Source organism: Fimbriimonadaceae bacterium (assembly GCA_023957775.1).
Lineage (GTDB): Bacteria > Armatimonadota > Fimbriimonadia > Fimbriimonadales > Fimbriimonadaceae > JAMLGR01.
In genome coordinates, this window is sequence record JAMLGR010000005.1 from 45,857 (window position 1) to 72,246 (window position 26,390).

Consider the following 26,390-nt stretch of genomic DNA (forward strand, 5'->3'; position numbering starts at 1 on the left):
GATCAATGGGCCTCCGTCCGACTCCAGCCTTCGATGAACGGGGCCAAGAGCGGCTCGAATAGAAGATAGACCCAGGCTCCCAGGAAGTCAAGCCACAGAACCCGCATTTGGTGCGCCAGGAGGTAGGCCAGACCCAGGGGCACCAGAGCCACAGCAAGGCGGACGAGGACCCCGCCGTAGTGCCACGCCAACGTCTTCGGACGGCGGAGATCGAGGTGCGTCTGCCACGGCCAAAACAGGGCGAGGGCGAGCCCCAAAAGACCGATGAACGCGTCCAAAGCGATGCTCTCCGCATGGTGCAGCTGCTGGATCGGAGCCTGCGCCATTGTGTAGGCCGCGCACGCGTGGGCGTAGATGCCGCGCATGATGTCCCCGCCCGCCGGCTGCCGATGCTCGTCGTACGCGAAGTAGTCCTGGTCGCGGAGGGGATCGGCCTTTCCGACCAGCACGATCTTGCCCTCCAGCATCGAGCGCGAGAGGGAATCCAGGAGGGCACCTCCCTCGGGTGGACCTGTGAAGGCGGTGATCTCCTCAGCGTGCTTGAGGAGCGAGTAGTCGACGAGGAACCTCGGCGCGCGAAGTTCGGGGGGGAATCGGGGGTCGCTCTCGATCCAGTGCCTTGGCTGAAAGACGTCCCGTTGACCAAACGCTTCGGGACGGATCTTAGCGCGGCCAAGGACCGCGCCCATGGCGGGTAGGCGGTCGCCAGTCCGGGTGTCCTCGTAGAAGAGCGGCTGGGCCGTCAAGTCGGTCGGGAGGAAGATCGCCGCCGCGAGGTGCCGCGCGTCCTTGGGCAGCCAGTGTTCCGGACCCACCAACAACCCGCGTCCCACTCCCACGTAGGTGGGGACCCCCGTGTCGGCCGTGTAGTGCTTCATTTGGGCGATCAAGGCTTCGTGCTCGGAGCGCATGATCCCGTCGGTGCCGGGAGATACGTCGATGTCGAAGCCGATGGCCAGCGGCGGCGGGTCGAGCGCTCGCAATTCCGCGAAGAACCGTTCCCACCGCTCGGAACCGATGGGACGCACGATCTGGTTGCCCTCCAAATCGTAGAGTGAGCTGACATCGCAAACGGCCACGGGGACACTTGCGGGATCCAGCCGATCCGGCCGAAGCCACTCTCGCAGGTTGGTGAGTGCCAGAGACTCGACGCGCTCGCTCACCCGGGGCTCGACGACGAACGCGCCTGTGGGGAACAGGACGAGGAACACGAGGATGTGCAGCACTGTGTGCCGGCTCCACCGAACTCTCGCACCTTCCCTCCGCTTCCTCACCTGCCGAATTGTAAGGCGATTTCGAGCGGCGAGGCAACGTGCCGCCGCGCAACCTCGGCGTATCATGGACAGGGGAGACATTGAAATTGGAAGGGAGACCTCGCATGAGACGCACGATTCGTACCGCCTTGTTCTCGATCCTTGCCGCCGCGATGGCGGCCACCGCCGCTCCCGCCGCCCGGAACGGCGCCGCGACCCACGAGGTCTGCGGCCACCTGCTGGCCGCACAACGCCAGCAGATCGGCAAGCGCCCCATCCGCCGGCTGGAGGCGGAACAGGACACCGACGTCCTCAGCTACAGCCTCGCAATCCAGCCCAACTTCGGGAATGAGCACATCGCCGGCACCAACCGGATGCGCGTCGAACCCAAAACCAACGGTCTCACGCAGTTCACGTTTCGCCTCGGCGACTCGTTCACGATCGGCAACCTCACGCTCGACGGGCGACCGATCACGTACACCCGGCTCGACTTCGCCACCGTGCGCGCGAACTTCGACCGGCCCTACGCCATGGGCGAAGTGTTCCAACTCGACATCGCCTACGAGGGCTCCACCGCGCAGGGCCAGGGGTTCGGCTCGATCAACTTCCGGACTCGCTCGACCGGAGCGGCCGAGGCGTGGAGCCTGAGCGAACCGTGGTATGCCTACACGTGGTGGCCCGCCAAGGATGTGAGCGGCGACAAGGCCCTCATCGACATGGCCGTCGTCGTGCCCTCGGGCATGGTCGTCGCCTCCAACGGCCTGCTCCAAGGCGTCGACGCCCTGGGCGGCGGAGCCCTGCGGTACCGGTGGAGCAGCCAGTACCCGATCGCGCCCTATCTGGTGAGTTTCAACGCCACAAACTTCAACACTTGGTCCCAGACCTACTCCATCGGCTCCGGCTCGATGCCCGTCCAGTTCTTCGTCTACCCCGAGCACGACACCCCTTCGAACCGGGCGGGTTGGAACCAGTCGGTCCAGATGATCCAGACGTTTGCGACGCGCTTTGGCGAGTACCCCTTCGTGGGCGAGAAGTACGGGATCGTCGAATTCGGGTTCGGCGGGGGCATGGAGCACCAGACCATCACGGGCCAGGGCGGCTTCAGCGAGAGCCTCACCGCCCACGAACTGGCGCACCAGTGGTGGGGCGACATGGTGACGTGCCGCTATTGGGAGGACATCTGGCTCAACGAGGGGTTTGCCACCTACGCCGAAGCCCTGTGGCTCGAATTGAAGCCCGGCAGCAGCGGACTGCCGGCCCTGAGCGCCGCCATGCAGGCGCGGAAACCCTCAAGCGTCAACGGCTCGGTGTACTGCTACGACGCGACCAGCGTCGGGAGCATCTTCAACTCCAACTTCTCGTACCGGAAGGGCAGTTGGGTGCTGCACCAGCTCAGGCACGTCGTCGGGGACTCGACGTTCTTCGCGATTCTCGCCGAGTGGCGAAACCGCTACCAGTACTCCGCGGCCACCACGGAGGATTTCATCCACACCGCGGAAGATGTCTACGGAGCACCCCTGCGTTGGTTCTTCGATCCCTGGGTGTACGACCGGGGAGCGCTGGCGTACCGATGGGGCAGCCAAGAAACCACCGTGAACGGGCGCCGCTACCTGATGGTCCACCTGCGGCAGACCCAAAACTCCGCGTACCCCCGGTTCACCATGCCGGTCGACTTCCGTTACTCGGTCGCCGGCCAGACCGTCACGCGCTCGCTCTGGAATTTCGCCGACGTCCAGAACTACGTGATCCCCCTGACCGGACCGGCATCGTCGGCCTCCGTCGATCCCGACGGTTGGCTGCTGACCACCTCGGTCAGCACCGAGGCGTACCGGCCGGGCCCTCCCAAGATCGTGTCGGTGTTCCCCCCGCCGGGCCCGGGTTCGGACAACTCGCTGGGCAAGATCAAGGTGACCTTTCACACGCCCGTCCTCGCGACGGCGGCGGACTTCCAGCTCCGGGCCGCCGGACGACCGCTCTCCTTCGCTTTCGCCTACGACGCGGCGACCCGCACCGCGACCTTGACTCCGGCCGCCGACGTCGTGCCGAGTTCGGTGGAACTGACCGTCCGCGACACCATCCGCGCGGTGGACTCGGGAATGAGCCTGGACGGCGAGGTGGGGCCCGGCTACCAGCTTCCCTCGGGCGACGGCGTGGCGGGAGGGGCGGCGGTGTTTCGTTTCGCGGGGTGAATGGAGCCGGGATCGGTGCGCGGAAATTGCGCTGAAAACCGCAACGTCGGGCCGTTCATGAAGGGAGATCGTCGGCGACAATGAACACGCAAACGATTGGGTCGTGTGCGGCTTTTTCTCCCCTTTGCCGCCGCGGCCCATTTTTTATCTCGGTGGGGGTCGCTTCCCGCCGATCGGTCCTTGAAGCGGAGGGGGCTGCCCGCCCGTTTTCGGGACCTCGTCCTCGTCGGGATAGAGCACGCCCTTCAGACCAAGCGCCTGCCAGTCGTCCTCGTTCTCTTTGGTCGAGATGTCGAACCACTGCGCGGTCACATCGTCGCCGAGCGAGGTCTTGACCCGCAGGTCGTCCTTGCCCTCCGAAGCGAGCATGCGGAGCCGTTCCTTCTCCCCGTCGTAGAGCGCGCTGTCGGCCCACACGTAGCGCCAGCGCTTCGCGTCGATCTGCTGCATCGCCTGCGGCGAGCCCGTCACCACGGCGTGGCGGTTGCCTTCGCCGTACCAGTACTCGATGCGGGCCGCGGTGATCGAGACGGGGTAGCGCCGGGCGCTCGACGAGGCGCGCACCTCGTCGTCCATCTGCTTCTCCGCCTCGGACTTCTGAACAGCGGGCGGGGAGGGACGGTCCTTCGCCACCTCGTCCGGCACCATCGGCCTAAAGGGAGGGATCTCCTCCTCGACCAACTTCTGCTGGTCTTTGGGCTTGACCAGCATGTCCACGTTGCCGGTGAGGACCGCGCGCTTCTCTTTGCGGTACACGACGGCCTTGTCGCACACGAGATTGGCCTTGGCGCTGTAGTAGTGCACCTTGCCCGTGGCGATCACCACGTCGGTCTTCACGTTCCGCTCGAGCTTCTCGGCCTTCACGATGACTTCGCCGTCGGTCGCCTGGGCGTCGAGCATGGTCTGCACCTCGCCTTTGTGGCTGGTGACGCCCTTGGTATCGAATTTCCAGTTCGTGGGCTTGCTTTCCCCTTGGATCTCGTCGAGCGGCGAGTGGGTCTTGCCCTCCCACACCGCCGGGCCCGTCGTGTACGACTCCTCTTCCATCGCGTACACGAGGCCGTCAGCCTCGACGTCGCCCTCGTACAGGCGTCCCTTGATCGCACCGGGAACCGTGAGTTTGGCGGTCTTCTCGTCGTACGTAAAGCTTGCGGCGCGCAGGTTCATCTTGTCGTTCATCACGTGCACGCCCCGGTCCACCTCGAGCTGGTGGGTGATCGAGTTCCACGTGGCGTGGGGGGCGTCGAACGCGAACGTTCCCTCTTTGGCGCGGTAACGGCTGTCCCGCACCCCGAGGAACTCGAAGAACTGGCGGTCGTCGCGCACGTTGACCCGGTCGACGCTTCCGTTGGCCGTCAGCTCGCCCCCCTGATAGTTCCAAAACTGGACGTCGTCGAGGACGACCGCCGTGTGGAGTCCCATCATTTCGGGCGTCCGCCGGTAGCCGGCGAACGGGTCCAGCCGGGCCAGTTCGCGCAGCCACGCGATGCCCACAAAGATCGCGACCACCCCTCCCAGCGCCAGGAGCGCGTTGCGTGCGAGTCGTCGGGGAGGTCGGGTGCTCATCGTTCTAATGCAAGACCACGTCGCGCTGGACGACCTGGTTCGGTTGGGTCAGCGTCACGGTCTCATCGGGAGCGGTCAAGCCGCCGTTCACATACGTGATCACGTAGGTGCCCGGGCTGAGCCAGAGTTTGTACGTGCCGTCCGACCCCACGTTGAAGATACGCACGGGAGTGCCGGAGAGTTTTGCCGTCACGACGGTGCCGGGTGCGCTCGCGCTGGGCGAGATGCGCCCCCACACGTTGTACGGCGGACCGGGGGGGATCGTGTTGCTGGTCGGCGTGATCAGGATGTCGTTGACGGTCACCACGCCCGCGACGGCCGTATTCGGCTGGGCGCTGAAGTCGGTCTTGAAGAATCCGGTTGCTCGGACCGAGCCCGTGATGCCCCAGAAGGCCGTTTGGGTCGCGCTCGAGTACGCCACGTCGACGAGGTCGAAGAGGCCTGCCGCGTCCGTGGTTCCGAGGCGTCCCGCGAAGCTGACGGTCGCGCCGGGCACCGGCAGGTTGTTCGTGGAGTTCAGCACCTTGCCTTGCACGCGCACGCGCTCGGGGCCGATCCAAAGGTCGCCGATGTCGACCGTTCCCGAGGCGGAGGGGAACACGAAGGTCCAGGTGCCCGAGCCGTTCAGCGGGTCCACGAGGAGCGAGGTAGTGCCGTTCGGCACCGAGATCTGGAACGACCCGTCCGCCGCGGAGGTGAGCACGCTCGTGCCCCCCTGCTGCACCGAAGCGCGCGGGTTCGGCGGACCGCCGGTCGCCACCTGGAGAACGCGACCGAGGATCACGGCGGTGCCTCCGCCGCCCCCGCCCCCTCCACCGCACCCCGCGGCGAGAAGGGCGAAGACCAAGAGCGCAAGGGTCCACGCCCTCATCGGATGCCTCGTCGCGTGATGCGGACGTCGATCCAACTTTGCGACTGCTGGGGAGTGAACTGGAATCCGCCGTCGGGTTCCAGCTCCTTCCAACGCCGCAACACGGGATCGTAGACGTCGAACTCGCGCAGGTCGCCTTCGAGCATCTCGAAGGAGAGGCGGATGACCTTCCGCACCCGCAGGCCCTCGAGCTGCACGCGGTAGACGGTGGGTTCGACCGGCCGCACGTCGCGGTAGAGCCGGCTGCCGCCGTCGACCCACGCCTGGAAGCCCCCGATGCCCGGCGGGATGGCGCCGTCCTCCCTCCAATCCACGCCTCGGGATGCCCCTTGGCGCTGGCCGAGGATCACGCTTGCGCGCTGGAGTCGGTCGTCGAAGGTCAGCTTCATGCTCCACGTTTCCGGGTGCGGAATGGGGTTGGCCGAGGCCGTTCGCCCGGGTGATCCCGGACCCAGGGGTGTTTGCGGAGTGAACAACAACGTCGCGCCCTCGGCCGCGAGGACCCGCACGAAGTACCCCTTGCCCGGTTCGAACTGTGTGGCGGCGACGAGCGTGCCGGTTTCCGGCGCCCCCGAAGCGGCGTCCGGCGGGCCGGGTTGGAACGTGAAGAAGTCCGTGCCGATCTCCACCCCGGCGGCCTCGCCATAGGTGCGTGGGAAGTCCGCGGCGCGCACGACCCTCACCCGGCTGGTCGGCACGGTCTCCAGGAGCGGATCGGCGATCATGTTCCAGCCCGGTCTCAGGGCCACCGCGATCGGGGTGCCGGGGCTCGTTCGGCCTTGAAGGGTGAAGCCGGGCTGCGCGGCGGGCAGGCGGACGAAGAACGAGTGGCCCTGTCGGAACGGGCCGAGGGTCGGAAACAGGTCGTAGCTCGCGTGCGCCTGGTTGTAGCGCCCGGCGAGGATCTGGTTCTCCGGCACCCCGAGCACCGTGGCCAGGTCGCTGCTGTACGGGTCGATCGCGATTCCCACCAGGGACATGCCCTTGGGCAGCCCTCCGGGGAGGGCGTAGCTGCCGTCGCCCTCGACTCGGAGGTCGAGGGCAAGGGGGCCGGGACCCTTGTTGACGCGGCGCGAGAGCACGACGGTGTCGAGGCCGCCCCGGGTCCGAACGACCTCGACGAGCAGGCGTTGGTTGCCCAGGTAGGCGCCCGTTGCGATGCGGGTCCCGAAGGCCCCGTTCTGGATCGGGATGGTGTCGATGGTGGTGGCGCCGAAGCTAAGTCGCACGCGGCCGGTGTCGCCGGTGGCGAGCCCGAGCCCCACGACCGTTCCGTAGAAGTCGTTCGGCGTGGGGTTGGAGGCGGTCGCCACCGCGCCCGCGGGCACGTAGGCCCGGGCGATCAGGTCTTGGACCGGGAGGTCGATCGCCACGCGGTAGGGAGCGCCGGCGTTCAGGTCCGGGAAGTTGGGTGCCACGGATCCGAACGCGCCGGCGATGTCCATGCGGTCTTCCTGGGCGCTGGGGAAGACGCGGTTGAAGTCGCTCTCCCAGAAGATCGGGAACGAGACGCCGCTCAGCAGGGTCTCGTTGGCGTTGGAGTCGGTGTCGAAGTAGGTGGCCTGGACGTCGAATACGCCGAAGTCGTTGCCTCCCAAGCCCGTCGCGATGGGAACGGGCTGCACGAGCAGCTTCGGCCCGTACGTGAGCTTGGTTTCAAGGATGTGCTGGCGGCGGAACCACTCGGCGAAGGGGAGTCCCTCGAGCGTCGAGCCGGCGCCGCCGAACGAATCGATGACCTGCTGGCCGAGGGCGACCAGGCCGGGCACGTCGCTGGCAAGGCCGGGCATGGCGTAGAACGCCTGGTTGAACGAGGCCGCGAACGCGGGGTACTCGACGAGCGCCTTCTGCCACGCGCTCCCGGCCATCTGGTAGCGGAGGAGGTAGATGCCTCCCAAGCTCCCTCCCGCGGGCAACGGCACATCGAAGAGGTTGGGCGCGATGAACCGCGGTCCTCCTAGGGCGCGCTGGTTGTACCAGTCGTAGAACGTGCCGACGTCGTAGGTGTTTTCCAGCACCTGGTCGATCTGGGCTGAGCTGAGCCCGGCGGGCATGGCTCCGGGGGTGCGGGCGATGCGCATGGCGGACGCGCGCACGAGGCCCTCTTGGAAGGCGTCGAACCCGTACGCGGACGGCCCGAGATAGGCGAGCAGCAACGTGTGAAGGAAGTTGACGGCCGCGGCCTCGCTGTTGGTGTACACGGGGAAGCGGATCTCCGCCTCACCGAACCCGTTGTCGGGAAGGAACACGCCTCCCGCGACCGCGTCGCGGTCGCCGATGTCCGCGTCGTAGTTCCTCACGTGGACGACGCCGCCCACCGAGGGGTTTCCAAACACGATCCCGATCGTGGGGGCCGCGGAGCTCAGGACGCTTGCAAGCAGGTCCCGATACGCCGTGGGAAAGACGCGGGTGCCGGTGTTGTCGAACACGAGGGTGATCGGGCTGGGCCCCCGGCCCAGGAAGGTCGGCCTCGCCGGACCGTAGACGGGTGCGCGGCCCTGGTAGCGCAGGCGGGCTACGGTGGGCATGCTGAACGGGATCGCCTCGTCGTAGAGCCCCGCCTTGGCGCGCGCGGCGCGCGCGGCTTCGGTCAGCTTGGCCAGGTTTCGGGCGAAGGCCCGAGCCGAAGCGTCCACGCGTTGTCCGACCTGTTCGGCCGTGCGGCATCCGGAGACCTCCACGGCGAGGCCGGGATCTTGTGCGGAGGCGACCGTGCAAACGGCCACGAGGGCGGACGCCCCGAGGAGACGAAGGATTCTCGACACGTTGTTCATGAAAGAGGTGTGGCGGAAGACCACTCCGGGCTGGGGATTAGTTCGCGACGAACTCCCCGATCTCGCTGATCGTGCGGCTGTCGTCGTCGTTGGCCAGACCGAGGACCACGTAATAGTACCGCCGCCCCGACTGGAGACCCGGTCCGGTGTAGTCCGCATAGTTGTTGGTCGTCCGCGTGCTCTCGTTGTTCCAGATCGAGTCCACGTCGAGGCCCGGATACCGATCGAACAGGTACACGACGTAGGAGGTCGCGTGGTTCGCCGGCTGCCACTGGAACCGGGGTCCGGCCCCGACGGACAGGAGCCTCAGATCGCCGAGCGGGGTGACGCCGTACCGGTTGCTGGGCGCGCTTTCGCTCCCCGCCACGTCCGGGTAGAGGGTGCCGAGCGCGGTGATCTCGTAGTAGTAGGCGATCCCTTCCTGGAGGCGGTCGTCCGAGTCCGCGAAGAAGTACGTCAGGGGGTCGCGCAGGAAGTCGATCGCGGCCACGGGGCCGAACGCGCTGGTTCCCCGGTAGATGCCGTACCCGAGGAGGGAGTCGCTCACCACGGGGTCCCAGTAGAGGTCCGTCTCGATGGGCGAGCCGCCGACCGAATCGCGGGTGTGGACCGCACGCGGGTGGCGGGGATCGAACAGCCGCTTGATCGCTTCGACGGCCTCTCGGCTCGTGGCTCCGCGCGTCATTTCGAACGGCGAGGTCCAGATCACGGCCTCGAGGTTCTGGGGCGGGCCGAAGCCCGGATTGGTGCCGTCGTCGAGGGTGAAGTTCAGGGTCCGCTGCTCGTTGGCGGCGAGGTTCGCGTAGAGCGTGTCGCTGTTGTAGCCCCTTGCGCTCCCCGCGATCTCGTAGTCCAGCCCCGCTTGGAGCCCGTCGAGCGAGTAGTAGCCGCTCGAGTCGGTGATGGCGACCGCGCTGCTGAGCGCGTTGCCGAAGGCGAACACGCGCGCGTTGACGAGGCCGCGCCCCTGGCGGTCGTACACGTGGCCGCGGACGCTGCCGCGCTGGCTCTCGTTCACGACGACGATGTTCACGCTCTTGGAGCGCTCGCTGCGGTAGATCGTCGCGACGTTCTGGCCCACGTAACGGATGCCGTCCTGCACGATCTCCGCGCGGACGGTCTGCTCGCCTTCCTCGATGCCGTCGAGGATGTACGCGCCGCTCGAGTTCGAATTCGTGGTCTTCGACCCGATCCACACGCGCGCGCCGCGCACCACGCCGCCGTTGATGTCGGTGATCACGCCGGCCAACTGGCCCAGGGCCGAGGTGCCGCCACCTCCGCATCCCGCCATCGTTCCACAGACCAACCCAACACAAAGCAAGTAAACGGATCTCACATCTAGATCAACGTCTGTTCGACGGGTTGGGTTACGGAAGCCGGAGCCAGGGCGTCCCGGTACACTGCGAAAAGCCCGTTTGGGGGGGAAGTGACACTTGTGCTGACAGTCGAACAGATCATGGAGCTGATGCCGCATCGGTACCCAATGCTGCTCGTGGACCGGATCGTCTCGATGGAGCCCGGCAAACGCTGCCGGGGCCTGAAGAACGTGACGATCAACGAGGCGTTCTTCCAGGGCCATTACCCTGGCCGGCCGATCATGCCCGGGGTGCTCATCGTCGAGGCCATCGCGCAGGCCGGCGCGGTGGTGTTGCTCTGCGAGGAGGCCAATTTGGGGACGATTCCCCTGATCGGAGCGATCGACGACGTGCGCTTCAAGCGTCCGGTCGTGCCGGGGGACCAGCTCATTTCCGACGTCGAGCTCCTCTGGTTCCGCCACGGGGTCGGCCGCATGCGCGGGGTGGCCACGGTGGACGGCGAGGTCGCCGCAACGATGGAACTGACCTTCAAACTCGCACCCAAGGATCTGTAGTGCCCAAGATTCACCCGCTTTCGGTGGTCGATCCCAAAAGCGAACTCGACGCGGACGTCGAGGTCGGACCCTTCTGCATGGTGGAAGCGGGCGCCCGCATCGGCGCGGGAACGGTCCTCGAGTCGCACGTGGTGGTGAAGGGCGGGACGACGCTGGGCAAAGAGAACTTCGTCGCGCAGGGAAGCGTGCTGGGCGGGGACCCTCAGGACCGCAAGTACGGCGGCGAGCCGACGTTCCTCGAGATCGGGGACCACAACGTGTTCCGCGAGTACGTGACGATCCACCGGGCCACGGGCGAGGGGCGCTCCACCGTGGTTGGAAACAACTGCTTCCTGATGGCGTACTGCCACCTCGGGCACAACGTGACGATCCACGACCAGGTGACCATGGCGAACTCGTGCGGCGTGTCGGGTCATGTGACGATCGAAGAGATGGTGACGATCGGGGGCATGTGCGGCATCCACCAGTTCGTACGGGTCGGGAAGCTCGCGATGGTCGGCGGTTTTTCGAAGATCGTGCGCGACGTCCCGCCTTACACCCTGGTCGACGGAGGGGAGGTGCGGGACATCAACGCCGTGGGTCTGCGCCGGATCGGTGTGACGTCCCAGTCGCGGCTGGCCTTGCACAAGGCCGTGAAGCTGTTGTTCAAGTCGCAGCTCGGCCTCACGAACGCGCTCGAGACGGTGCGGCGCGAAGTGCCCTCCACCGAGGAGGTGGAGTACATGCTCGCCTTCCAGGAACGGGTGTTTCGCGGCAAGAACGGCCGCGGCGACCAGCCGTGAGGCTCTTCGTCTCCGCCGGCGAGGCTTCCGGAGACGCCTACGGCGCGGCGTTGCTGAACGCGCTGGGGCCGCTTCCGAACGTGGCGGTCGAAGCGGTTGGCGGACCGAAGCTCCGCGCGGCGGGCGCGCGCCTCGTGGCGGACTCGACGCGCTGGGGCGCCATCGGGATCGCCCAGGCCCTGCGGGTCGTGCCGCGGATGCTGGGGTCCTACTACCGGGCCAAGCGGGCGGTGGGCCGCGGAGAACCCGGGGTGCTGGTCCCGATCGATTTCGGCTACATGAACCTGCGTCTGGCGCGGCACGCGAAGAACCACGGATGGCGGGTGCTCTACTTCATTCCGCCCGGTTCGTGGAGGCGCGACCGTCAAGGCGGCGACCTCCCGGCGCTGACGGACGCAATCGTGACGCCCTTCCCATGGTCGGCGGAGCATCTGTGCGCCATGGGCGCGAACGCGCACTTCTTCGGGCACCCGCTCAAGCAGATGGTTGCGCGCGGGGGCGTCGCGGAGGGCGTCCGCGAGACGATCGCGGTGCTACCCGGGAGCCGGGACGACGAGGTCGCCCGGAACTTGCCCGTAATTGCGGAGGCCTTGGCTGCGCGTCCGGAGCGCGCCGAGTTCGCCGTCGCCAGCTCGATCGGCGCCGCTCGACTCGAGTCCGCTTGGCGCAGGCTGGCTCCGGGCCGCACGGGCGACGCGTTCACGGAGGGCGACACCTACGGCGTGCTGAAGCGCGCGCGGGCCGGCATCGTGTGTTCGGGCACGGCGACGTTGGAGGCGGCGCTGTGCGGCTGTCCGATGGTCGTGGTCTACCGCGTGGGCCCGCTGGCGGTGCTCGAAGCCAAACTCGTCCGCCTCAAGTTCGATTTCATTAGCCAACCTAACATTTTGTTGGGACGCCGCGTCGTGCCGGAGTTGATCCAGGACGCGGCGACCGCCGCGAACGTGCGCGCCATGTTGGAACCATTGCTGGGCAAGACGCCCGAGCGCGCGGCCCAGCTGGAGGCGTTCAAGGAGTTGGACGCGCTCCTGGGCCCCGCGGACGCCATCGACCGCACCGCGGAGTTGCTGCGGGCGATGGGGGGTTAGTCCTTGGTCCTTCGTCCTTGGGCCTTGGGCGGCACGCCGCCCCCCGGTCATCCCGAGCGCGGTCGAGGGATCCGCTTGCACGGGACACCCGTGTCCGAGCGCGGGTACGAGCCGACCGGAGCCAGATCCCTCGACGTTGCTCGGGATGACCGAGGAGGCCCCGGATGACCGAGGGGGCCCCGGATGACCGAGGAGCTACCCCCCTCCGCGCCTCCGCGCCTCTGCGTGAACCATCCCTTGCGCTCCTTGCGTTCCTTGCGTGAAACTCCCCCCCGCCTCAGCGTGTGCGTGAACCATCCCTTGCGCCCTTTGCGTTCCTTGCGTGAAACTCCCCCGCGCCTCAGCGTGCGCGTGAAACTCCCCCCCCCCCCCGCGCCTCAGCGTGCGCGGGGAGAGCCCCTACGCATCGGGCTTCAATTCGACCTTCAGCGTGGAGTAGCCGTCGATCTCGAAGTGCTCCACTCGGATCCGGTGCGCTCCGCCCAACTTCAGCTTCGCCGTGTCCAATGTCGGGCCGTGGTACGTCCAGTTGTCGATCACCACCTTCCCATCGACCCAAACGCGCACGCCGTCGTCGCTCGTGACGTTCAGCGTGTACTCGCCGGCAGGGACCTCGAACTTGCCTTCGGCGAGCGTGGCGAAGTAGTTGTCGGGGACGCCGGCGCCGGGGGAGCCGCCCCAGGCGTAGTTGATCGTGTCGGTCTTCTCGGTCTTGAGCGGCGTGCCTTCGAGCAGCTTGTGGAAGGCATCGAGCATCGTGCGCGGTTCTTGGGTGGCCTTGTCGTAGGCGAACCACTTCACCGTCCAGTCGATCGGCGTGAAGAACTTCCGGTACTCGAACCGAACGGCCTTGCCCGCGGGAATCCGTTGCCCAAAGGGCGTGACGACCGCCGCGCCCCGGTACTCGAAATCGAGGAGCAGGTCCGTGGCCTTGCCCGGCGCGACGCGGACGTCCACCCAGCCGGGAACGTCGCCGCTCGACGCCGAGAGGGTGGCCCCGCGAAACGTCGTGGCGTTCCATTTGCCCTTGGGCCCGAGGATCTGGAAGCGGAGCGACCCATCGGCGTTCTTGCCTCGCGGCCAGAGCTTTGGCGATTTGAAGTCGTACGGGCCCCACTCGTCCACGAGGATGTACATGCGGCCACGCAGGGTGCCCGGGCGAAGGAAGGGGTTGCGGCCTCCGGGCAGCGGCTTCGGGGCGAGCGTGCGAATCTCGCTTTCCAGCGCGCGCGTCGAGGTCTCTCCCAACAGGCGCCGAGGGCCTTCGGGGGCGGTCCACGGCGAATAGGGTTCCCACCCTGTTGCGAATCGCTGCAGATACGTCGGCGACTGTTCGGCGGCAACGGGGACGAGCAATCCGCTGCCCTGCATCACGGCAGGCGAAGGGCTCGCGCCGGTCTCGGAGTTGTTCTCAAACGCGGATGCTTTGGTTGGCGAGTTCGGAGCGTAGAGCTGCGCGACGCGATCGAACACGTTGTCGCGCACGACGAATCCCGCCGAATTGCGCAACCGGAACGCGGCCCCGGCGATGTCCTCGAACACGTTCCCCTCGACCAGCGTGTCCCGGCTGCGGGTGTCGCGGTTCTTCGGGTAGGCCCAGTTCGGGTCCTGCGTATCGTTCTGCCAGAACGCCAAGGCGGTGAGGTCGCGCCGAAACACGTTGCCGCGCACGGCGATGTCCTGGCCGTGCTCCAGCGCGATCCCCTCGGCGTTGAGGCCGAAGACGTTGCCCAACACCTTCGTGTCGTACGAGTAGCCGCCCCAGATGCCGTGCCAGCACTCGAGGATCAAGTTGTTGGCGAACGTGTTTCGGCTGAAGGTCGCCTCGATGCCGTTCGTCGGCGCGTGGCTGAAGTCGTTGGCGTAGAGCAGGTTGTCGTTGCACCCGCCGCGACCCGTGTCCATCGTCGTCTGTCCCGCCCAGAGGAAGAACCCGTCGCCCCCGTGCGTCACCGAGTTGTAGGCGAACGTGTTGAAGTTGCTCTGCTCGTAGACCAGAATCCCCGCGGAGTCCTGCCCGCGGTTGTAGACGCCCTCGCTGTGGCCCCGAACGCACCAGTCGATGTTGTTGTGCATCACCACGTTGCGGCTGGAACGGTACATCCCGAGACCCAGGGCGCTCAAAAACGAGAAGTTGTTGTTCCAAATCTTGCCGTTATCACACTCAGTGAGCATCAGGCCCGATTGGCCGCCGACCACGGTGCACCCCCGGACTTCGAACCCCCCGCAGCCCCGCAGGTAAATCCCCTCGCCGTAGCGAAGCCACTCGTCCTTCTCGTTCTGGTGGAAGGACATCCAGTCCGCACCGTCCTCCCGCTCGAGGGTCGAGAGCAGGTGTTGCTTCCAGTTGTAGGAGAAGTCGGAGTCGAGAATCTTGAGTCCGGGCACGTTTCGGGCGATCAAGCCGTGGCGGTAACCCCGCACCACAAGGTTCTTGATCGTCACGTTCTTGCCCTTGACGATCACCCCCGTACCGGCGCGCTGGTCCGGGGCGGTGTCCGGAGGCGTGCCCTCGAGGACCGCGCCGTGGAAGTCCACCGTGATCCCATCGCCCTCGACCACGATCGCCGCGCTCGAGCCGTCGTCCGAGGCGTTGGGCAAGGCGTAGACCCCCTTGGCGACCGTCGCACTCTTCGAGAGAACCAGGCCGGGAGTCAGGCGGACCTGTTGGAAGGAAAGGGCAAGAAGCACGGGCAGCATGTTCGCATTATGGGACGGAGACGGGAATCGGGAGACGGGAGACGGGAATCGGGAATCGGGAATCGGGAGCGCCTCCCAGTCATCCCGAGCGAAGTCGAGGGAACTGCCTCCGCAGGACTCACGGGATCGCGACAGCCGCCCCAGTCGCGCTCGGCTTCGACCTCCAGATCCCTCGACTTCGCTCGTGATGACTGGGGAGCGCTCTTTGCGCCCTCCGCGCGCCCGGAACGACGCCCGGTTCGGCGCGCGTAAAATAGAGCGTTCATGTCGCGATTCAAAAAGACGCTGTGGATCGGGGCGCCGATCGTCATCCTTGCTGCCCTGGTCGGTTGGCGGTTTGCCAACAAGCGCGCAACGGAGGGCGAACAGACCCAGCAGATGCAGGCCCGCCAAGGGGGCGCACCACCCGTGGAACTGGCGGTCGCGGGCCCTCGGACGATCGTCGAGGGCACGAACGCGGTGGGCACGGCCGAAGCGGTGCAGCAGGCGGCCCTCGCGCCCAAGGTGAGCGGTCGGATCGAGTTCCTGCAGGTGCGCGAAGGCGATTCGGTGAAAGTCGGCCAGGTCCTCGTGCGCATCGACCCCAGCGAGATTCAGGCGCAGGTGCTCCAAAACGAAGCCAACGTGGCGCAAGCCCGGGCTCGCCTCGCACAGGCGCAGCTCAACCAGAACCCCACCGAAGTCGGCGTCCAAGGGCAGATCCGAACCCAAACCGCAGGCCTCACCAGCGCCCGCGCGGACTTTGAGCAGGTCAAGAGCAACCTCGAATCGCAGATCGCGTCCGCCGATGCGCTCGTCGCCCAAGCCGAGGCGCGGCTGCAGTCGGCCAAGGCGCAAGCCGGCAACGCGCAAGCCGTGCTCGACCGGGAGCTGGCGAGCCTTGCGAACGCCCAGACGCGCCTCACCCGCACCGAGAACCTCTACAAGCAAGGGTTCATCGCCGCACAGGAGGTGGACGACGCCCGCACCGCCGTCGAGGTCCAAAAGCAAACCGTGGAGGTCTCGCGCGGCCAGCTCAAAGCAGCGACTTCGGCCGTCGCCAGCGCACAGTCGGACCTGAAGGTCGCCACCAACCAAGCCTCCATCGTTCGCCGCAAGGGCACGTCCGACATCGCCGCCGCGCAGGCCAAGGTGGACCAGGCGTCCGCGGGCCTCGACGTCGCCAGCGCCAACAAGGCGCAGGACCCGGCGTACCGCCAGAACCTCGCCGCCCTGAAGGCCAGCGTCGAGGCGGCGGAGGCCCAGCTTCGGCAAGTGCGCGCCCAGTTGGCGCAAACCGTGCTCGCCTCCCCGATCGACGGCTCGGTGACCCAGCGCAACGGCGACCCCGGTTCGCTGGCCACGCCCTCCCAGCCCGTGCTCGTCGTCGAGAGCATCGACACGCTCTTCGTCGTCGCGTCGCTGCCGCTCGAGCAGAGCGGGAACGTGCGCGTGGGGCAAGGGGTCGAGATCACGTTCGACGCCATGCCGGGGCGCAAGGTCGAGGGCACCCTGTCCAACATCAATCCCTCGGCGGACCTGCAGAGCCGCCAGTTCGGCATCCGCATCCGTGTGCCGAACCCGGACCATGCGATCAGGCCCGGCATGTACGGGCGCGCGACGATCGTGAGCAAACGCGTCGAAGCCGCCGTCGCCGTGCCTCGCGAAGCCGTGCGGAAGACGCCCGCCGGCGAGCGGATGGTCACGGTGGTGGACGCGGAAAGCGTCGCCCACGACCGCAAGGTGACGGTCGGGGCGGAGGACGCCAGCCATGTGGAGATCACGAGCGGACTGAAACCGGGAGAGAAAGTGGTGACCCTCGCCTACCGCCCGGCGCGCGACGGCCAAAAGGTGAGCACGGGCGAAGAGAAGCCTCGCGGCGGACCGGGAGCCCCAGGGGGCCAGGGCGGACGTCCCCAGGGGCAACGGCCTTGAACATCGCGAAGTTCTCCGTTTCGCGTCCCGTCGCGGTCACGATGCGGATCGCTGCGTTGGTGCTTTTGGGCCTCGTCTGCTTCACCAGACTTCCGATCGATCTGCTGCCGCGCGTCCAGATTCCTACCGTGGCCGTCTCGGTGGGCTGGCCCAACACTTCGCCCGAGGAGATGGAGACCCAGGTCGCCCGCCCCATCGAACAGGCCGTTTCCACCGTGCCCGGCCTCGACATGGTCAGCTCGAACTCCTCGCTCGGAAGCGCCTTCGTGCGCGTTCAGTTCGATTACGGAGTGGACATCGACGCGGCGGCGATCGACGTGATGCAGGCCGTGCAGCGCGCCAAACGCGCGTTCCCCAACGATCCCACGCTCAGCGAACCCACGGTCTTCAAATTCGACCCGTCGACGCTCCCGATCCTCATGTACGGGGTTTCGGGCGAACCCGACCTCGTGAAGCTGCGCGACATGATGAACACCGAGGTCAGCCCGATCTTGGAGTCCGCAGGCGGCGTCGCCCAGGTCAACGTCGGTGGGGGTCAAGATCGGGCGATTCTGGTGGACGTCGATCCCGCGAAGCTACAGGCGTTCCGCCTCTCGATCGCCGACGTGTCGCGCCGCCTGAGGGAGGAGAACATCAGCCTTCCGGCGGGCATCACCCGCGAAGGGAACACCGAGTACGGCATCCGCGCGATCGGCTACTTCCAGTCGATCGACGACCTGAAGAACGTCCCGCTGGGGAACCGCGACGGCCGGCTCATCACGTTGAGCCAGGTGGCCGACGTGCGCGATGCGAGCCAGGAGGCGCGTTCGTTCACCAGCATGGACGGCGAGCCCGCGCTGGTCGTCACGATCACCAAGCAGAGCGACGCGAACACGGTCAGCACCGCCGAGAACGTCAAGGAGAAGGTCGCCGAGCTTCAACAGCGCTATCCGAATCTGAAGTTCAAGGCCGCGTACGACCAGTCGCGCTTCATCGAGAGCTCCATCTCGGATCTGGAGGAGACCGCGATCATCGGCGCGGTGCTGGCGATCCTCATCATCACGTTCTTCTTGCGCAATTTGCGCAGCACGTTCGTGGTGGCCCTTTCGATCCCGACCTCCATCATCTCGACCTTCGCGCTGCTCTACTTCTGCGGCTTCACGATCAACACGATCTCCCTCAGCGGCCTGGCGCTTGCCACCGGCCTGATCGTCGACGACGCCATCGTCGTGCTCGAGAACATCTACCGGCACATCGAACGCGACGGCAAGCGGCGTGCGGAGGCCGCGGTGAGCGGCGCGCAGGAGATCATGTCCGCCGTGTTCGCCTCGACGTTCACGGTGATGATCGTGTTCATGCCGCTGCTGCTCATCAAGGGGCAGGCGGGGCAGACCTTCACCCAGTTCGCCCTCGTCGTCGTGTTTTCGCTGGCGATCTCGCTGCTCGACGCGACGACGGTCGTGCCGATGCTCGCCTCCCGCCTCGTGCACGAGGAGGAGGTCATCGAGGAGGCGCACCCCGAGCTGCGCGAGGCGCACGGCCATAAGCCCAACGCGCTCACCCGCGTCTTCGACCGCATCGGCGTCTGGCTTCAGAGGCTGGATCACAGCTACCGCAACGGGCTGCAGTGGGCGATCCGGAAGCGGGTGGCCGTCGTCGGGATCGCCGTGGGGTCGGTGGCCCTCGCGCTGATGCTCTGGCCGATGGTGGGACGCGAGCAGCTTCCGCAGACGGACAGCGGCGACCTTTCGGTGCGCGTTCGACTCCCGATCGGGACGGCTTTGAGTGTGACAAAGCGCACGATGAAGGAGATCGAGGGGATCCTCATCGCGGACCGGGATGTGGAGACGGTCATCGTCGGCGCCGGCACGGGCGTGAGCGTGCGCGGCGCGGGAGGAGGCGGCTCGTCGAACGAGGGTTCGGCCACGGTGAAGCTCAAAGCAGCCCGCAGCGCCAAGACCGAGGACGTGGTGAAGCGGCTGCAGGCCAAGCTCGGCAAGGTCCCGGGAGTGCGCGCGCAGGTGAGCCCCTACGACGTGGTCGCGAACATCCTCGGCGGCAACAACACGGGGATGTCGGTCGAGATCTACGGTCCGGACTTGCAGGTGCTGCCCAAGGTCGCCGAACAGGTGCGGGCCGCGATGGACGGGATTCCCGGGCTCGAAAATGTGGACGTTTCGGTCCAGGAGGCGAGCCCGGAGCTGCACTGGAGCGTGGACCGCGACAAGGCGCAGACCCTGGGGGTCTCCTTCTCGGACATCGCCGCCACGCTGTCCGCGAGCACCAGCGGCCAACTCTCCTCCTACTATCAGGAGAACGGCTACCAATACCCCATCTACGTGGAGGTCCCGGAGGCGCTTCGGCGGACCACGGAGCAACTGATGCGGCTGCCCGTCGTGAATTCGGAAAAGCGCGGCGAGCCGGTGCTGCTGGGCCAGGTCGCGAAGCCCGAGGTGGGCGTCGGGCCGAACCAGATCAGCCGCAACAACCGACAGCGCTACATCTCGGTCGGCGGGCGGATCGCCGAGCGCGCCGAAAGCGAAGTGCAGGCGGACGTGGAGTCGGCGCTGTCGACGGTGACGATGCCCGAAGGGTACCGCTGGTCGTTCGGGCAGAGGGAGTTGAAGCGCAAGGAGGAGTTCTCGGGCCTCGGGCTCGCGGTGCTGCTCGCCATCGCGCTGATCTACATGCTGCTCGCGTCGCAGTTCGAGTCGTTCATCTATCCGCTCGTCGTGCTCACGTCGGTGCCGCTCTGCTCGATCGGGCTGGTGCTGGCGCTGTTCCTCACGGATCGGGCGTTCGGCCTGACCGCCTTCATCGGGCTGCTGATGCTGGTGGGGATCGTCGTGAAGAACGGCATCTTGTTGGTGGATTACACGAACCAGTTGCGCGCGCGCGGCATGCCGCGCGACGAGGCGATCCTCACGGCGGGACCCACGCGTTTGCGCCCGATTCTGATGACCACGCTCGCGGCGTCGCTCGGCATGCTGCCGCTGGCCATCGGGCTGGGCAGCGGGTCCGAGATGTACACCCCGCTGGCCACGGCGGTGGTGGGTGGCTTGATCACTTCCACGATGCTCACGCTGTTCGTCGTGCCGAGCGTCTACACGTTCTTCGACGACCTCGCGCGCCGGTTCACGAAGATCGATCGCGACGTGGCGCGGCCGACGCTTGTCGAACCGAGCGTCTCGGCCGCCGAGCGGCTCGCGGGTTCCGGCGTAGGCCCCGAGGAGCCCTAGCGTTCCCCAATGAACCCATGAAGAACCTCCGATCCCTGCTCGCCGCCGCCTTCGTCGCCGCATCCGCGGAAGGCTTCGCCCAAACCCCTCCGATCAAGCCGCAGACCCCCGACGTCGTCGTGCCGCCCGCGTTGGTGCTTCCCATGCAGCCCGGCGGAGTCGCCAAGACGCTCGGGGTGGACGAGGCCGTGGCGTTGGCGTTGCGGCAGCTCCCCGCCCTGATCAGCGCGCGAGCGGGCGTCGAAGGGGCCAGCGGGCGCGCCGCGCAAGCGGGGTCGGGGTTGAACCCCTCGTTCTCGGTGTCGGGTTCGGCGAACCGCACGGACCAGTTGCGGGGAGCGGGCGGTGACCAGGGGAACCTCGCCGCCTCCGTGACGCTTCAGCAACTCCTGTACGATTTCGAGCGTACCCGCAGCCTGGCCGCGCAGGGCCGCTCCGACCTCGAGGCATCGAAGAAGGGCCTCGCCGCGCTGGAGCAGGGGGTGACCCTGCTGGTGCGCACCGCCTACTACGGTTGGACGCAGAACCTCGCGCTGGTCGGCGTGAGCGAACGCAACGTCGCGAACCGCAAGCGGCAGCTCGACCTCGCCGAGGCGCGTTTGGACTCGGGGCTCGGGGCGCCGGGCGACTTCCTTCGCGCGAAGACCAACTATGCGGATTCGGTGCTCGCCCTCGAGAACGCGCGCCAGACGGCGCTCACGAGTCAGATCGACTTGGCCGATCTCTTGGGCGAGGACCCGAGGACCGCGCTGACGCCCGACGAATCGGCCCTCGCGTTGCCTGCGCCCGAGGTGGATCTGAACGCGCTGGTCGCGCGGGCCCTGCAGAACCGCCCAGAGGTTTTGCAGGCCGAGGCGCGTTTACGGTCGGCGCAGTACGGGGTGACGGCCGCGAAGAGCGTGAACGCGCCGCGCCTGTCGGCCGTGGGCACGGTGAGCGGGCGAGGCGAGACGGACCTTGGCCAGTCGCAGACTGGGACTTGGGGCTTGGCGCTGACGTGGAACCCGTTCGACGGCGGCTTCGCCCGCGGCCGCGAGCGCGAGGCGCGGGCGCAGCTCGACGCGGTCGCTGCCGATCTGGTGCAGGTGCGGCACGACGTCGTCGGCGACGTGAGCGCGGCGTTTGTGGTGCTGGACACGGCGCTTCGGCGGTTGACCACGGCCCAGGCGCAGGTGCAGATGGCGCGGGAACTGCTGCGCGTGAGCGAGGGGCGCTACCAGGGCGGCATCGGCCAGTTCTTGGAGGTCACCGACGCGCAGAACCTGCTGTTCTCCGCCGAACGGACCCTGGCCCAAACCGAGAGCGACGTGCGCATCGCCCAAGCACGCCTCGACCGCGCCGTAGGCTAGCGTGCGGGAGTGCGCGCGCTTGCGCGTCGCCTTGTTCCCTGCCGGACTTGTCCGGCTCCGAGAATCGCGGCAAGCCGCTCGGGGGCAGGGCGACGAGCAAGCTCGCGCACTCCCACATCTATTTGATGCCGCCGAGCATGATGCCCCTCACGAAGTAGCGCTGGGCGAAGAGAAACGCGACCAGCAAGGGCGCCATCACGATCACCGCGGCGGTCATCTGGAGTGGCCAGTTCGAGCCTCCGTAGGAGTTCTTGAACACGGAAAGGCCCACCTCGAGCGTGCGCATCTCCGTCGAGTTCGTGAAGATCAAGGGGCCGAAGAAGTCGGTCCACACCGCGAAGAACGTGAAGGCCCCGGCCGTGGCCAGCGCGGCCTTCGAGAGCGGGAGGATCACCTTCCAGTAGATGCGGAACTCGCCCGCACCGTCCAGCTTGGCGGCCTCGTCCAGTTCCGCCGGCACCTGCAGGAAGAACTGGCGCAGCAGGAACACGGAGAACGCGCTGCTGATGCCCGGCACGATCAGCGCGTAGTACGTGTCCAGCCATCCCAGCGAGCGGAGCAGCAGGTACACCGGAATCTGCGTGACGGGGCCCGAGAACATCAGGGATCCCAGGAAGAGCGCGAACACGACCTCCCGTCCCCAAAATCGCAGCCGCGCGAACCCGTAGGCAGCCATGGACGTGAGCAGGAGCTGGGCGGCCACCACCGTGAACGTCACGAACACCGAGTTGAAGAAGAATCGGTCCACCGGCAGGTTCAGCTTGAACAGCACCAGCGGGTAGTTCTCCCAGTGCGGCGTTGCGGGCACGATCTCGTTGAGGGGCGGAATCGGCTGGCGGCTTTCATGCAGCGAGACCAGCACCATCCACACAAACGGCGCCATGAGGAAGGCCGCCAGCGCGAGAAGCAGCAGATACGAGGCGGTGATGCGAAGGGCTTTCATGGCGGTTTGCGGTGAGCGGTTTGCGGTTTGCGGTGTGGGGTTTGGGGTTTGCGGTTTGGGGTTTGGGGTTTGCGGTTTGGGGTTTGCGGTGAGCGGTTTGGGGTTTGAGGCTTGCGGTTGGTCAGGAGGGGACAATTCTTGGAGAGATGATGGATGCGCGCAGTCGAGTCAGCATCCGAGCGGTCTTGTCGAGAGATTCATCGAGGCGTGGTGACTGCTGAACGAACCCAAGCTCTTGGCAGAGAATCCACAGGGTCTCCAATTCGCGGAGGCTTCCGATTGCAACGTTGAGAAACTGGGCGTACTCCTTTGCGTGGGCCCGTCCGTTCCCTTCGGCGATGTTGGCTGGGATCGAGACGGCGGCGCGTCGGATCTGCGAGGAGAGCCCGAACCTCTCGCTCTCCGGCAGATCCCATGTGGCCGCGTAGATCTCTTGAACAAGGTCCATCGCAGACCGCCAGACGGTGAGCTGCTTGTAGCCAGTACTAAAACTACTCATACTATATTCTACACAACCGCAAACCGCCCACCGCCCACCGCAAACCGCAAACCGCAAACCGCAAACCGCCCACCCCAAACCGCCCACCCCAAACCGCCAACCCCAAACCGCAAACCGCCCACCCCAATCCGCCCACCGCACCCCTCACGTCGCGCTATACCCCCTCATCGACCCGCGCATCATGCGGAACTGGATCACCGAGATGGCGATCACGACGGCCAGCAGCACGAACGACTTCGCGGAGGCCAGGCCGACGTTGAAGTTCACCCACGCCTCGGTGTAGATGTGGTAGCCGACGACGTCGGTCGTGTCCTCGGGCTGCCCCTTCGTCATCATGTACACCGGCGTGAAGATCTGCAGCGCGCCGATCGTGGACGTGACCAGTACGAACAGGGTGGTGGGGACGAGCATCGGGAGGGTCACCGACCAGAGCGTGCGGAGTTTGGAGGCGCCGTCGAGCTCGGCGGCCTCGTAGAGGGTTTGCGGGATGCTGAGCAGCCCCGCCAGGAACAGCACCATGCGGGGGCCGAGGCCGGTCCAGACCGACATGAACACGAGCGCCCACATCGCCCACTCCGCGCGGTTGAGGAAGTCGATGCTCTTCACTCCGAAAGCCGCGAGGATCGTGTTGATCATGCCGGTCTCCGGAAGATACACATAGATCCAGAGCATCGCGATCGCGACTCCGGAGGCGATGGAAGGGATGTAGAAGAGCGTGCGGAACACCGTGACCCCACGCAGCTTCTGGTTCACGAGGATCGCGACCGCAAGCGCGACGATCATGCCGAGAGGAACCGCGGCGAGGGTGAACCGCGCCGAGTTCCACATCGCGTTCCAGAACGGCGACTCCGCGAACGCCATGGCGTAGTTCTGCAGCCCCACGAACAGCTGGTTTTCGCGCAGCAGCTGCCACTTGAAGAGGCTGATGTAGAGCGCGTAGAGCATCGGGAACAGCGCGAACACCAGGAGGTGCACGAACGCCGGCGCCACGAACACCCACCCGAGCCGAGCCTCGCGCCGACGGCTAACGCTCACGGAAGGCTCCTCTTGGGGTGCGCAGGCGGCGGTCCGCACCTTCGGCCCTGCAGTCGCTCGCTGGGCGCGAACGGAGTGCCCGCGTTCGAATCGGCCCCATATCCGGCGTTGTACCATCCGCAGACGGGGGCTGCGACATTTGGGTGCTCATCCTGAGAAATCGCCTCGCCGGATTTGCACAGGCCGGTGGGGAAACCACCCGTTCCGGATGGGAGCTGAAGCAGGTAAACATCTCGCCATGGTCGATTTGGCGTCGATGTCGGAGGCGATGGCGAAGGAGGGTAAGGGCGATGGCGTTCACCGAGCGCGGGTCAGCGGCTCGCATTCGTGGCGTCGGGGTAGTTGAGGAGGAGAACGGGATGAAGCGAACAAGAATCACGCCCGAGACCCAGGTTCCCGTGCCGATGACCGAGCGGGATCGCACGCTCCTGCTCGACCACACGTTGGCGGAACCCGAGTACGCCATGCGCCTGCTGCCGGAAGCGGATGGCAACGGATTGGTGGGGAAGTTCACGCTCGACGATCTGGAGGACCTGATCGGGTACATCGCCGCCGAGGCGAACCACACGAAGAACAAGAAGATCGTGCGCGAGCTGGACGACTTGTGCGAACGTCTCTACGAGATCCAGCGGTCGTACGACGACGGCAACTTCGCCGACAGCGAACCTTAGCAGGGGCTGAAGAACGACCTCAAAGAGGTCGCAGCCGGTTGCGCAGGGTTGAGCGCAGCGAGACCCTGGGTTCAAAGGGGTGACCCGGAGCACCCTGTTAGAGTTTCGCCCCCGTGGGTACCAGGTCATTGGCGCGTGGCCATATCGTGCCCGCCGTTGCAGTTGGGCACCTCTTCCATTGCCGGTCGAAATCGGCGACCATAGAAGCATGTCCAACGACGATCCGATCCGCGCGGGAATCGATGCCTTTCTGGACTGGGCCACGGAGCGGGGACATCTCCAGGCCTTCCAAGAGATCACCCAGGAGTTCATGGAGGTGTGCGAGGAAGTGACGGGCATGGACTTTGAGGACGTCGCCACCGTCATGGGCGAGGGGGCCTTGGCCCCCGTGTTTGGAATGATCTTGGAGTCGTATGTGTCCATTGAGTACGAGAGCGGTTTCCTGATCGACGGGTTCCTCGAGGAGACGCAAGCCCTTCTTCCCCTCGAGAAGGAGTACCTCCGGGCGCTGGGCCGATCGGTGCCAAGCCTTTACGAAGTGGTGGACGTCGTTCCGAAGAGCCACCTCGTGCTGCGCGACCAATTTGGCAGCGGAGAGTTGGAGTCGATCCGCGAGGAGGAACTCTCCCAGACACTGGTGCAGTGGGATTGGATCTTCGCCCGAATCGTGCGCATGGGGGAGGAGGGGCACTTGTCGGGTTGCACGATCTTGATGGAGTCCGTCGACCGCGAAGAGTTCGAGGAGCTGGTCCGCGACATGGCGACGAGGCACGTCAAGAAGATGCCCAAGGCGCTGCGCAAATCTCCGGGTGTGGGCGCCCGCGCGCTTCGCGTGGCCCTGCGTTCGGCGCCGGCTCTTGCGGCGGCCTTTTGGATCGGTGCGCGCCTTGAGCGATCGGCGCCCCCTCGATTGACGGTGACGGGTGGGGATCCAATGTGCCCCACCGCGCTCGAGTACTCGACCGTAGAGGGGCCTTCGGCGGTGGCGGCTGTGTTGGACGCCGCACCCGACTTCGTGAAGACGTTCCCCGGATCGTGGTTGTGGACGCTCGAGGAGGAGGAGAGCCCTGCGGTCATCAGGGCCTTCGTCAAACTCGACGGTGACCGCCTCTTCGTGGCGAGCATGTCGGCGGAGCGCGCCGACGAATGCACGGCCCATTTTCGCGACCTGTTCGGGTTGATGTTGCAGCTGGAGCGCCGGTGGGAGGGTCCGATCGCGGAGATCATGGCCGTCGCGGCGCCGTCCGACCTGGAGTCGGACGAGCTACTGGAGCCGGAGGTCCTCGAGGCGGCGACTGCCGAGCTGATGGAGCGCCATTATCGAGGGACACTGGACGAGCCTGTTCCGATGTTGGGCCACCGGTCGCCCCGCGAGTTGGTCAAGACCGCGGTGGGTCGCGAGCGGGTGGCCGCGTGGCTCAAGTACCTTGAACACGAGCAGGGCATCCACGCGATCCCAGCGGGCAACCCGCCGTTCGATTTCCTGCCGCTGTGGGAGGAACTTGGGATCGCGGATCTGCGCAGATGAGGCGGGTGGGTCCGGGGTTGGCTTTCGTCAAGCCGATCCGCGAGCGGTACCGCGCACGTACTCTCCCAGCACATCGGCGATGCAGACAACATCATCGGCGGAGAGCTTCTCTCGCTCTCGCTCGACAAGATTCAGAAATC

Annotated in this window: 18 protein-coding genes; 9 read left to right on the forward strand and 9 right to left on the reverse strand. The window is 66.5% G+C overall.

Annotation, left to right across the window (positions count from 1 at the left end):
• Positions 1 to 2: 2 nt before the first annotated feature.
• A complete protein-coding gene (locus M9921_05585) occupies positions 3 to 1,274 on the reverse strand; it encodes a hypothetical protein (protein MCO5296312.1) in 1,272 nt (423 codons plus the stop codon).
• A 104-nt stretch (positions 1,275 to 1,378) separates the two neighbouring features.
• Between M9921_05585 and M9921_05590 the strand changes: the two genes are divergently transcribed.
• A complete protein-coding gene (locus tag M9921_05590; protein ID MCO5296313.1) occupies positions 1,379 to 3,442 on the forward strand; it encodes a M1 family metallopeptidase in 2,064 nt (687 codons plus the stop codon).
• A gap of 144 nt (positions 3,443 to 3,586) precedes the next feature.
• Here M9921_05590 and M9921_05595 read toward each other — a convergent pair whose 3' ends face one another.
• From M9921_05595 to M9921_05610, 4 genes are read right to left on the reverse strand one after another with little or no spacing between them, the layout of a single operon-like run.
• On the reverse strand, positions 3,587 to 5,008 hold the full coding sequence (locus tag M9921_05595; GenBank protein MCO5296314.1) for a hypothetical protein: 1,422 nt from the start codon (positions 5,006 to 5,008) through the stop codon (positions 3,587 to 3,589).
• A 4-nt stretch (positions 5,009 to 5,012) separates the two neighbouring features.
• Positions 5,013 to 5,879, reverse strand: a complete 867-nt coding sequence (locus tag M9921_05600; protein ID MCO5296315.1) for a hypothetical protein — start codon at positions 5,877 to 5,879, stop codon at positions 5,013 to 5,015.
• On the reverse strand, positions 5,876 to 8,653 hold the full coding sequence (locus M9921_05605) for a hypothetical protein (protein MCO5296316.1): 2,778 nt from the start codon (positions 8,651 to 8,653) through the stop codon (positions 5,876 to 5,878). The genes M9921_05600 and M9921_05605 overlap by 4 nt, the downstream gene beginning before the upstream one ends.
• Before the next feature lie 37 nt (positions 8,654 to 8,690).
• Complete coding sequence (locus M9921_05610; GenBank protein MCO5296317.1) at positions 8,691 to 9,944, reverse strand: carboxypeptidase-like regulatory domain-containing protein; 1,254 nt, start codon at positions 9,942 to 9,944, stop codon at positions 8,691 to 8,693.
• 144 nt (positions 9,945 to 10,088) lie between these two features.
• Here M9921_05610 and fabZ point away from each other — a divergent pair, with 144 nt between their 5' ends.
• The 3 genes from fabZ to M9921_05625 are packed head-to-tail and all read left to right on the forward strand — an operon-like array spanning position 10,089 to position 12,393.
• Positions 10,089 to 10,523, forward strand: a complete 435-nt coding sequence (gene fabZ / locus M9921_05615) for a 3-hydroxyacyl-ACP dehydratase FabZ (protein ID MCO5296318.1) — start codon at positions 10,089 to 10,091, stop codon at positions 10,521 to 10,523.
• Complete coding sequence (lpxA, locus tag M9921_05620) at positions 10,523 to 11,305, forward strand: acyl-ACP--UDP-N-acetylglucosamine O-acyltransferase (GenBank protein ID MCO5296319.1); 783 nt, start codon at positions 10,523 to 10,525, stop codon at positions 11,303 to 11,305. Before fabZ ends, lpxA begins: the two co-directional genes overlap by 1 nt.
• Positions 11,302 to 12,393, forward strand: a complete 1,092-nt coding sequence (locus M9921_05625; GenBank protein ID MCO5296320.1) for a hypothetical protein — start codon at positions 11,302 to 11,304, stop codon at positions 12,391 to 12,393. The genes lpxA and M9921_05625 overlap by 4 nt, the downstream gene beginning before the upstream one ends.
• A 399-nt stretch (positions 12,394 to 12,792) precedes the next feature.
• On the opposite strand, the gene M9921_05630 is transcribed toward M9921_05625, so the two are convergent.
• Positions 12,793 to 15,093 (reverse strand): right-handed parallel beta-helix repeat-containing protein, encoded by a 2,301-nt coding sequence (locus M9921_05630; GenBank protein ID MCO5296321.1) that lies wholly within the window; start codon positions 15,091 to 15,093, stop codon positions 12,793 to 12,795.
• Positions 15,094 to 15,357: 264 nt separating this feature from the next.
• On the opposite strand from M9921_05630, the gene M9921_05635 reads away from it, so the two are divergent.
• The 3 genes from M9921_05635 to M9921_05645 are packed head-to-tail and all read left to right on the forward strand — an operon-like array spanning position 15,358 to position 21,574.
• A complete protein-coding gene (locus tag M9921_05635; GenBank protein MCO5296322.1) occupies positions 15,358 to 17,007 on the forward strand; it encodes an efflux RND transporter periplasmic adaptor subunit in 1,650 nt (549 codons plus the stop codon).
• Positions 17,004 to 20,225, forward strand: coding sequence for an efflux RND transporter permease subunit (locus M9921_05640; GenBank protein MCO5296323.1), 3,222 nt, complete (start codon positions 17,004 to 17,006; stop codon positions 20,223 to 20,225). The genes M9921_05635 and M9921_05640 overlap by 4 nt, the downstream gene beginning before the upstream one ends.
• A gap of 17 nt (positions 20,226 to 20,242) precedes the next feature.
• Positions 20,243 to 21,574: a TolC family protein gene (locus M9921_05645; protein ID MCO5296324.1), complete on the forward strand. Its 1,332-nt coding sequence runs from the start codon at positions 20,243 to 20,245 to the stop codon at positions 21,572 to 21,574.
• A gap of 118 nt (positions 21,575 to 21,692) precedes the next feature.
• Here the strand turns inward: M9921_05645 and M9921_05650 are convergent, their stop codons facing one another.
• The 3 genes from M9921_05650 to M9921_05660 all read right to left on the reverse strand — a co-directional run bounded on the left by M9921_05650 (position 21,693) and on the right by M9921_05660 (position 24,051).
• The gene (locus M9921_05650) at positions 21,693 to 22,517 is read right to left on the reverse strand and encodes a carbohydrate ABC transporter permease (protein MCO5296325.1); all 825 of its coding nucleotides are present in this window, start codon (positions 22,515 to 22,517) and stop codon (positions 21,693 to 21,695) included.
• 121 nt (positions 22,518 to 22,638) lie between these two features.
• Positions 22,639 to 23,016 (reverse strand): four helix bundle protein, encoded by a 378-nt coding sequence (locus M9921_05655; GenBank protein ID MCO5296326.1) that lies wholly within the window; start codon positions 23,014 to 23,016, stop codon positions 22,639 to 22,641.
• Between the two features lie 144 nt (positions 23,017 to 23,160).
• On the reverse strand, positions 23,161 to 24,051 hold the full coding sequence (locus M9921_05660) for a sugar ABC transporter permease (protein ID MCO5296327.1): 891 nt from the start codon (positions 24,049 to 24,051) through the stop codon (positions 23,161 to 23,163).
• A gap of 359 nt (positions 24,052 to 24,410) precedes the next feature.
• Between M9921_05660 and M9921_05665 the strand changes: the two genes are divergently transcribed.
• Together M9921_05665 and M9921_05670 are read left to right on the forward strand one after the other, a co-directional pair.
• On the forward strand, positions 24,411 to 24,722 hold the full coding sequence (locus M9921_05665) for a hypothetical protein (protein MCO5296328.1): 312 nt from the start codon (positions 24,411 to 24,413) through the stop codon (positions 24,720 to 24,722).
• A gap of 208 nt (positions 24,723 to 24,930) precedes the next feature.
• Entirely contained in the window at positions 24,931 to 26,250 is a 1,320-nt protein-coding gene (locus M9921_05670; GenBank protein ID MCO5296329.1) for an MbcA/ParS/Xre antitoxin family protein, read from the forward strand.
• Positions 26,251 to 26,390 lie beyond the last annotated feature (140 nt).

Bases quoted from the DNA above. Each gene is read 5' to 3' on its own strand.
- M9921_05645 (MCO5296324.1), top strand. From the start codon at position 20,243: ATGAAGAACCTCCGATCCCTGCTCGCCGCCGCCTTCGTCGCCGCATCC.
- M9921_05595 (MCO5296314.1), bottom strand. From the start codon at position 5,008: ATGAGCACCCGACCTCCCCGACGACTCGCACGCAACGCGCTCCTGGCG.
- M9921_05665 (MCO5296328.1), top strand. From the start codon at position 24,411: ATGAAGCGAACAAGAATCACGCCCGAGACCCAGGTTCCCGTGCCGATG.
- M9921_05650 (MCO5296325.1), bottom strand. From the start codon at position 22,517: ATGAAAGCCCTTCGCATCACCGCCTCGTATCTGCTGCTTCTCGCGCTG.
- M9921_05670 (MCO5296329.1), top strand. From the start codon at position 24,931: ATGTCCAACGACGATCCGATCCGCGCGGGAATCGATGCCTTTCTGGAC.
- M9921_05610 (MCO5296317.1), bottom strand. From the start codon at position 9,944: ATGGCGGGATGCGGAGGTGGCGGCACCTCGGCCCTGGGCCAGTTGGCC.
- M9921_05655 (MCO5296326.1), bottom strand. From the start codon at position 23,016: ATGAGTAGTTTTAGTACTGGCTACAAGCAGCTCACCGTCTGGCGGTCT.
- M9921_05630 (MCO5296321.1), bottom strand. From the start codon at position 15,093: ATGCTGCCCGTGCTTCTTGCCCTTTCCTTCCAACAGGTCCGCCTGACT.
- M9921_05635 (MCO5296322.1), top strand. From the start codon at position 15,358: ATGTCGCGATTCAAAAAGACGCTGTGGATCGGGGCGCCGATCGTCATC.
- M9921_05600 (MCO5296315.1), bottom strand. From the start codon at position 5,879: ATGAGGGCGTGGACCCTTGCGCTCTTGGTCTTCGCCCTTCTCGCCGCG.
- M9921_05605 (MCO5296316.1), bottom strand. From the start codon at position 8,653: ATGAACAACGTGTCGAGAATCCTTCGTCTCCTCGGGGCGTCCGCCCTC.
- M9921_05590 (MCO5296313.1), top strand. From the start codon at position 1,379: ATGAGACGCACGATTCGTACCGCCTTGTTCTCGATCCTTGCCGCCGCG.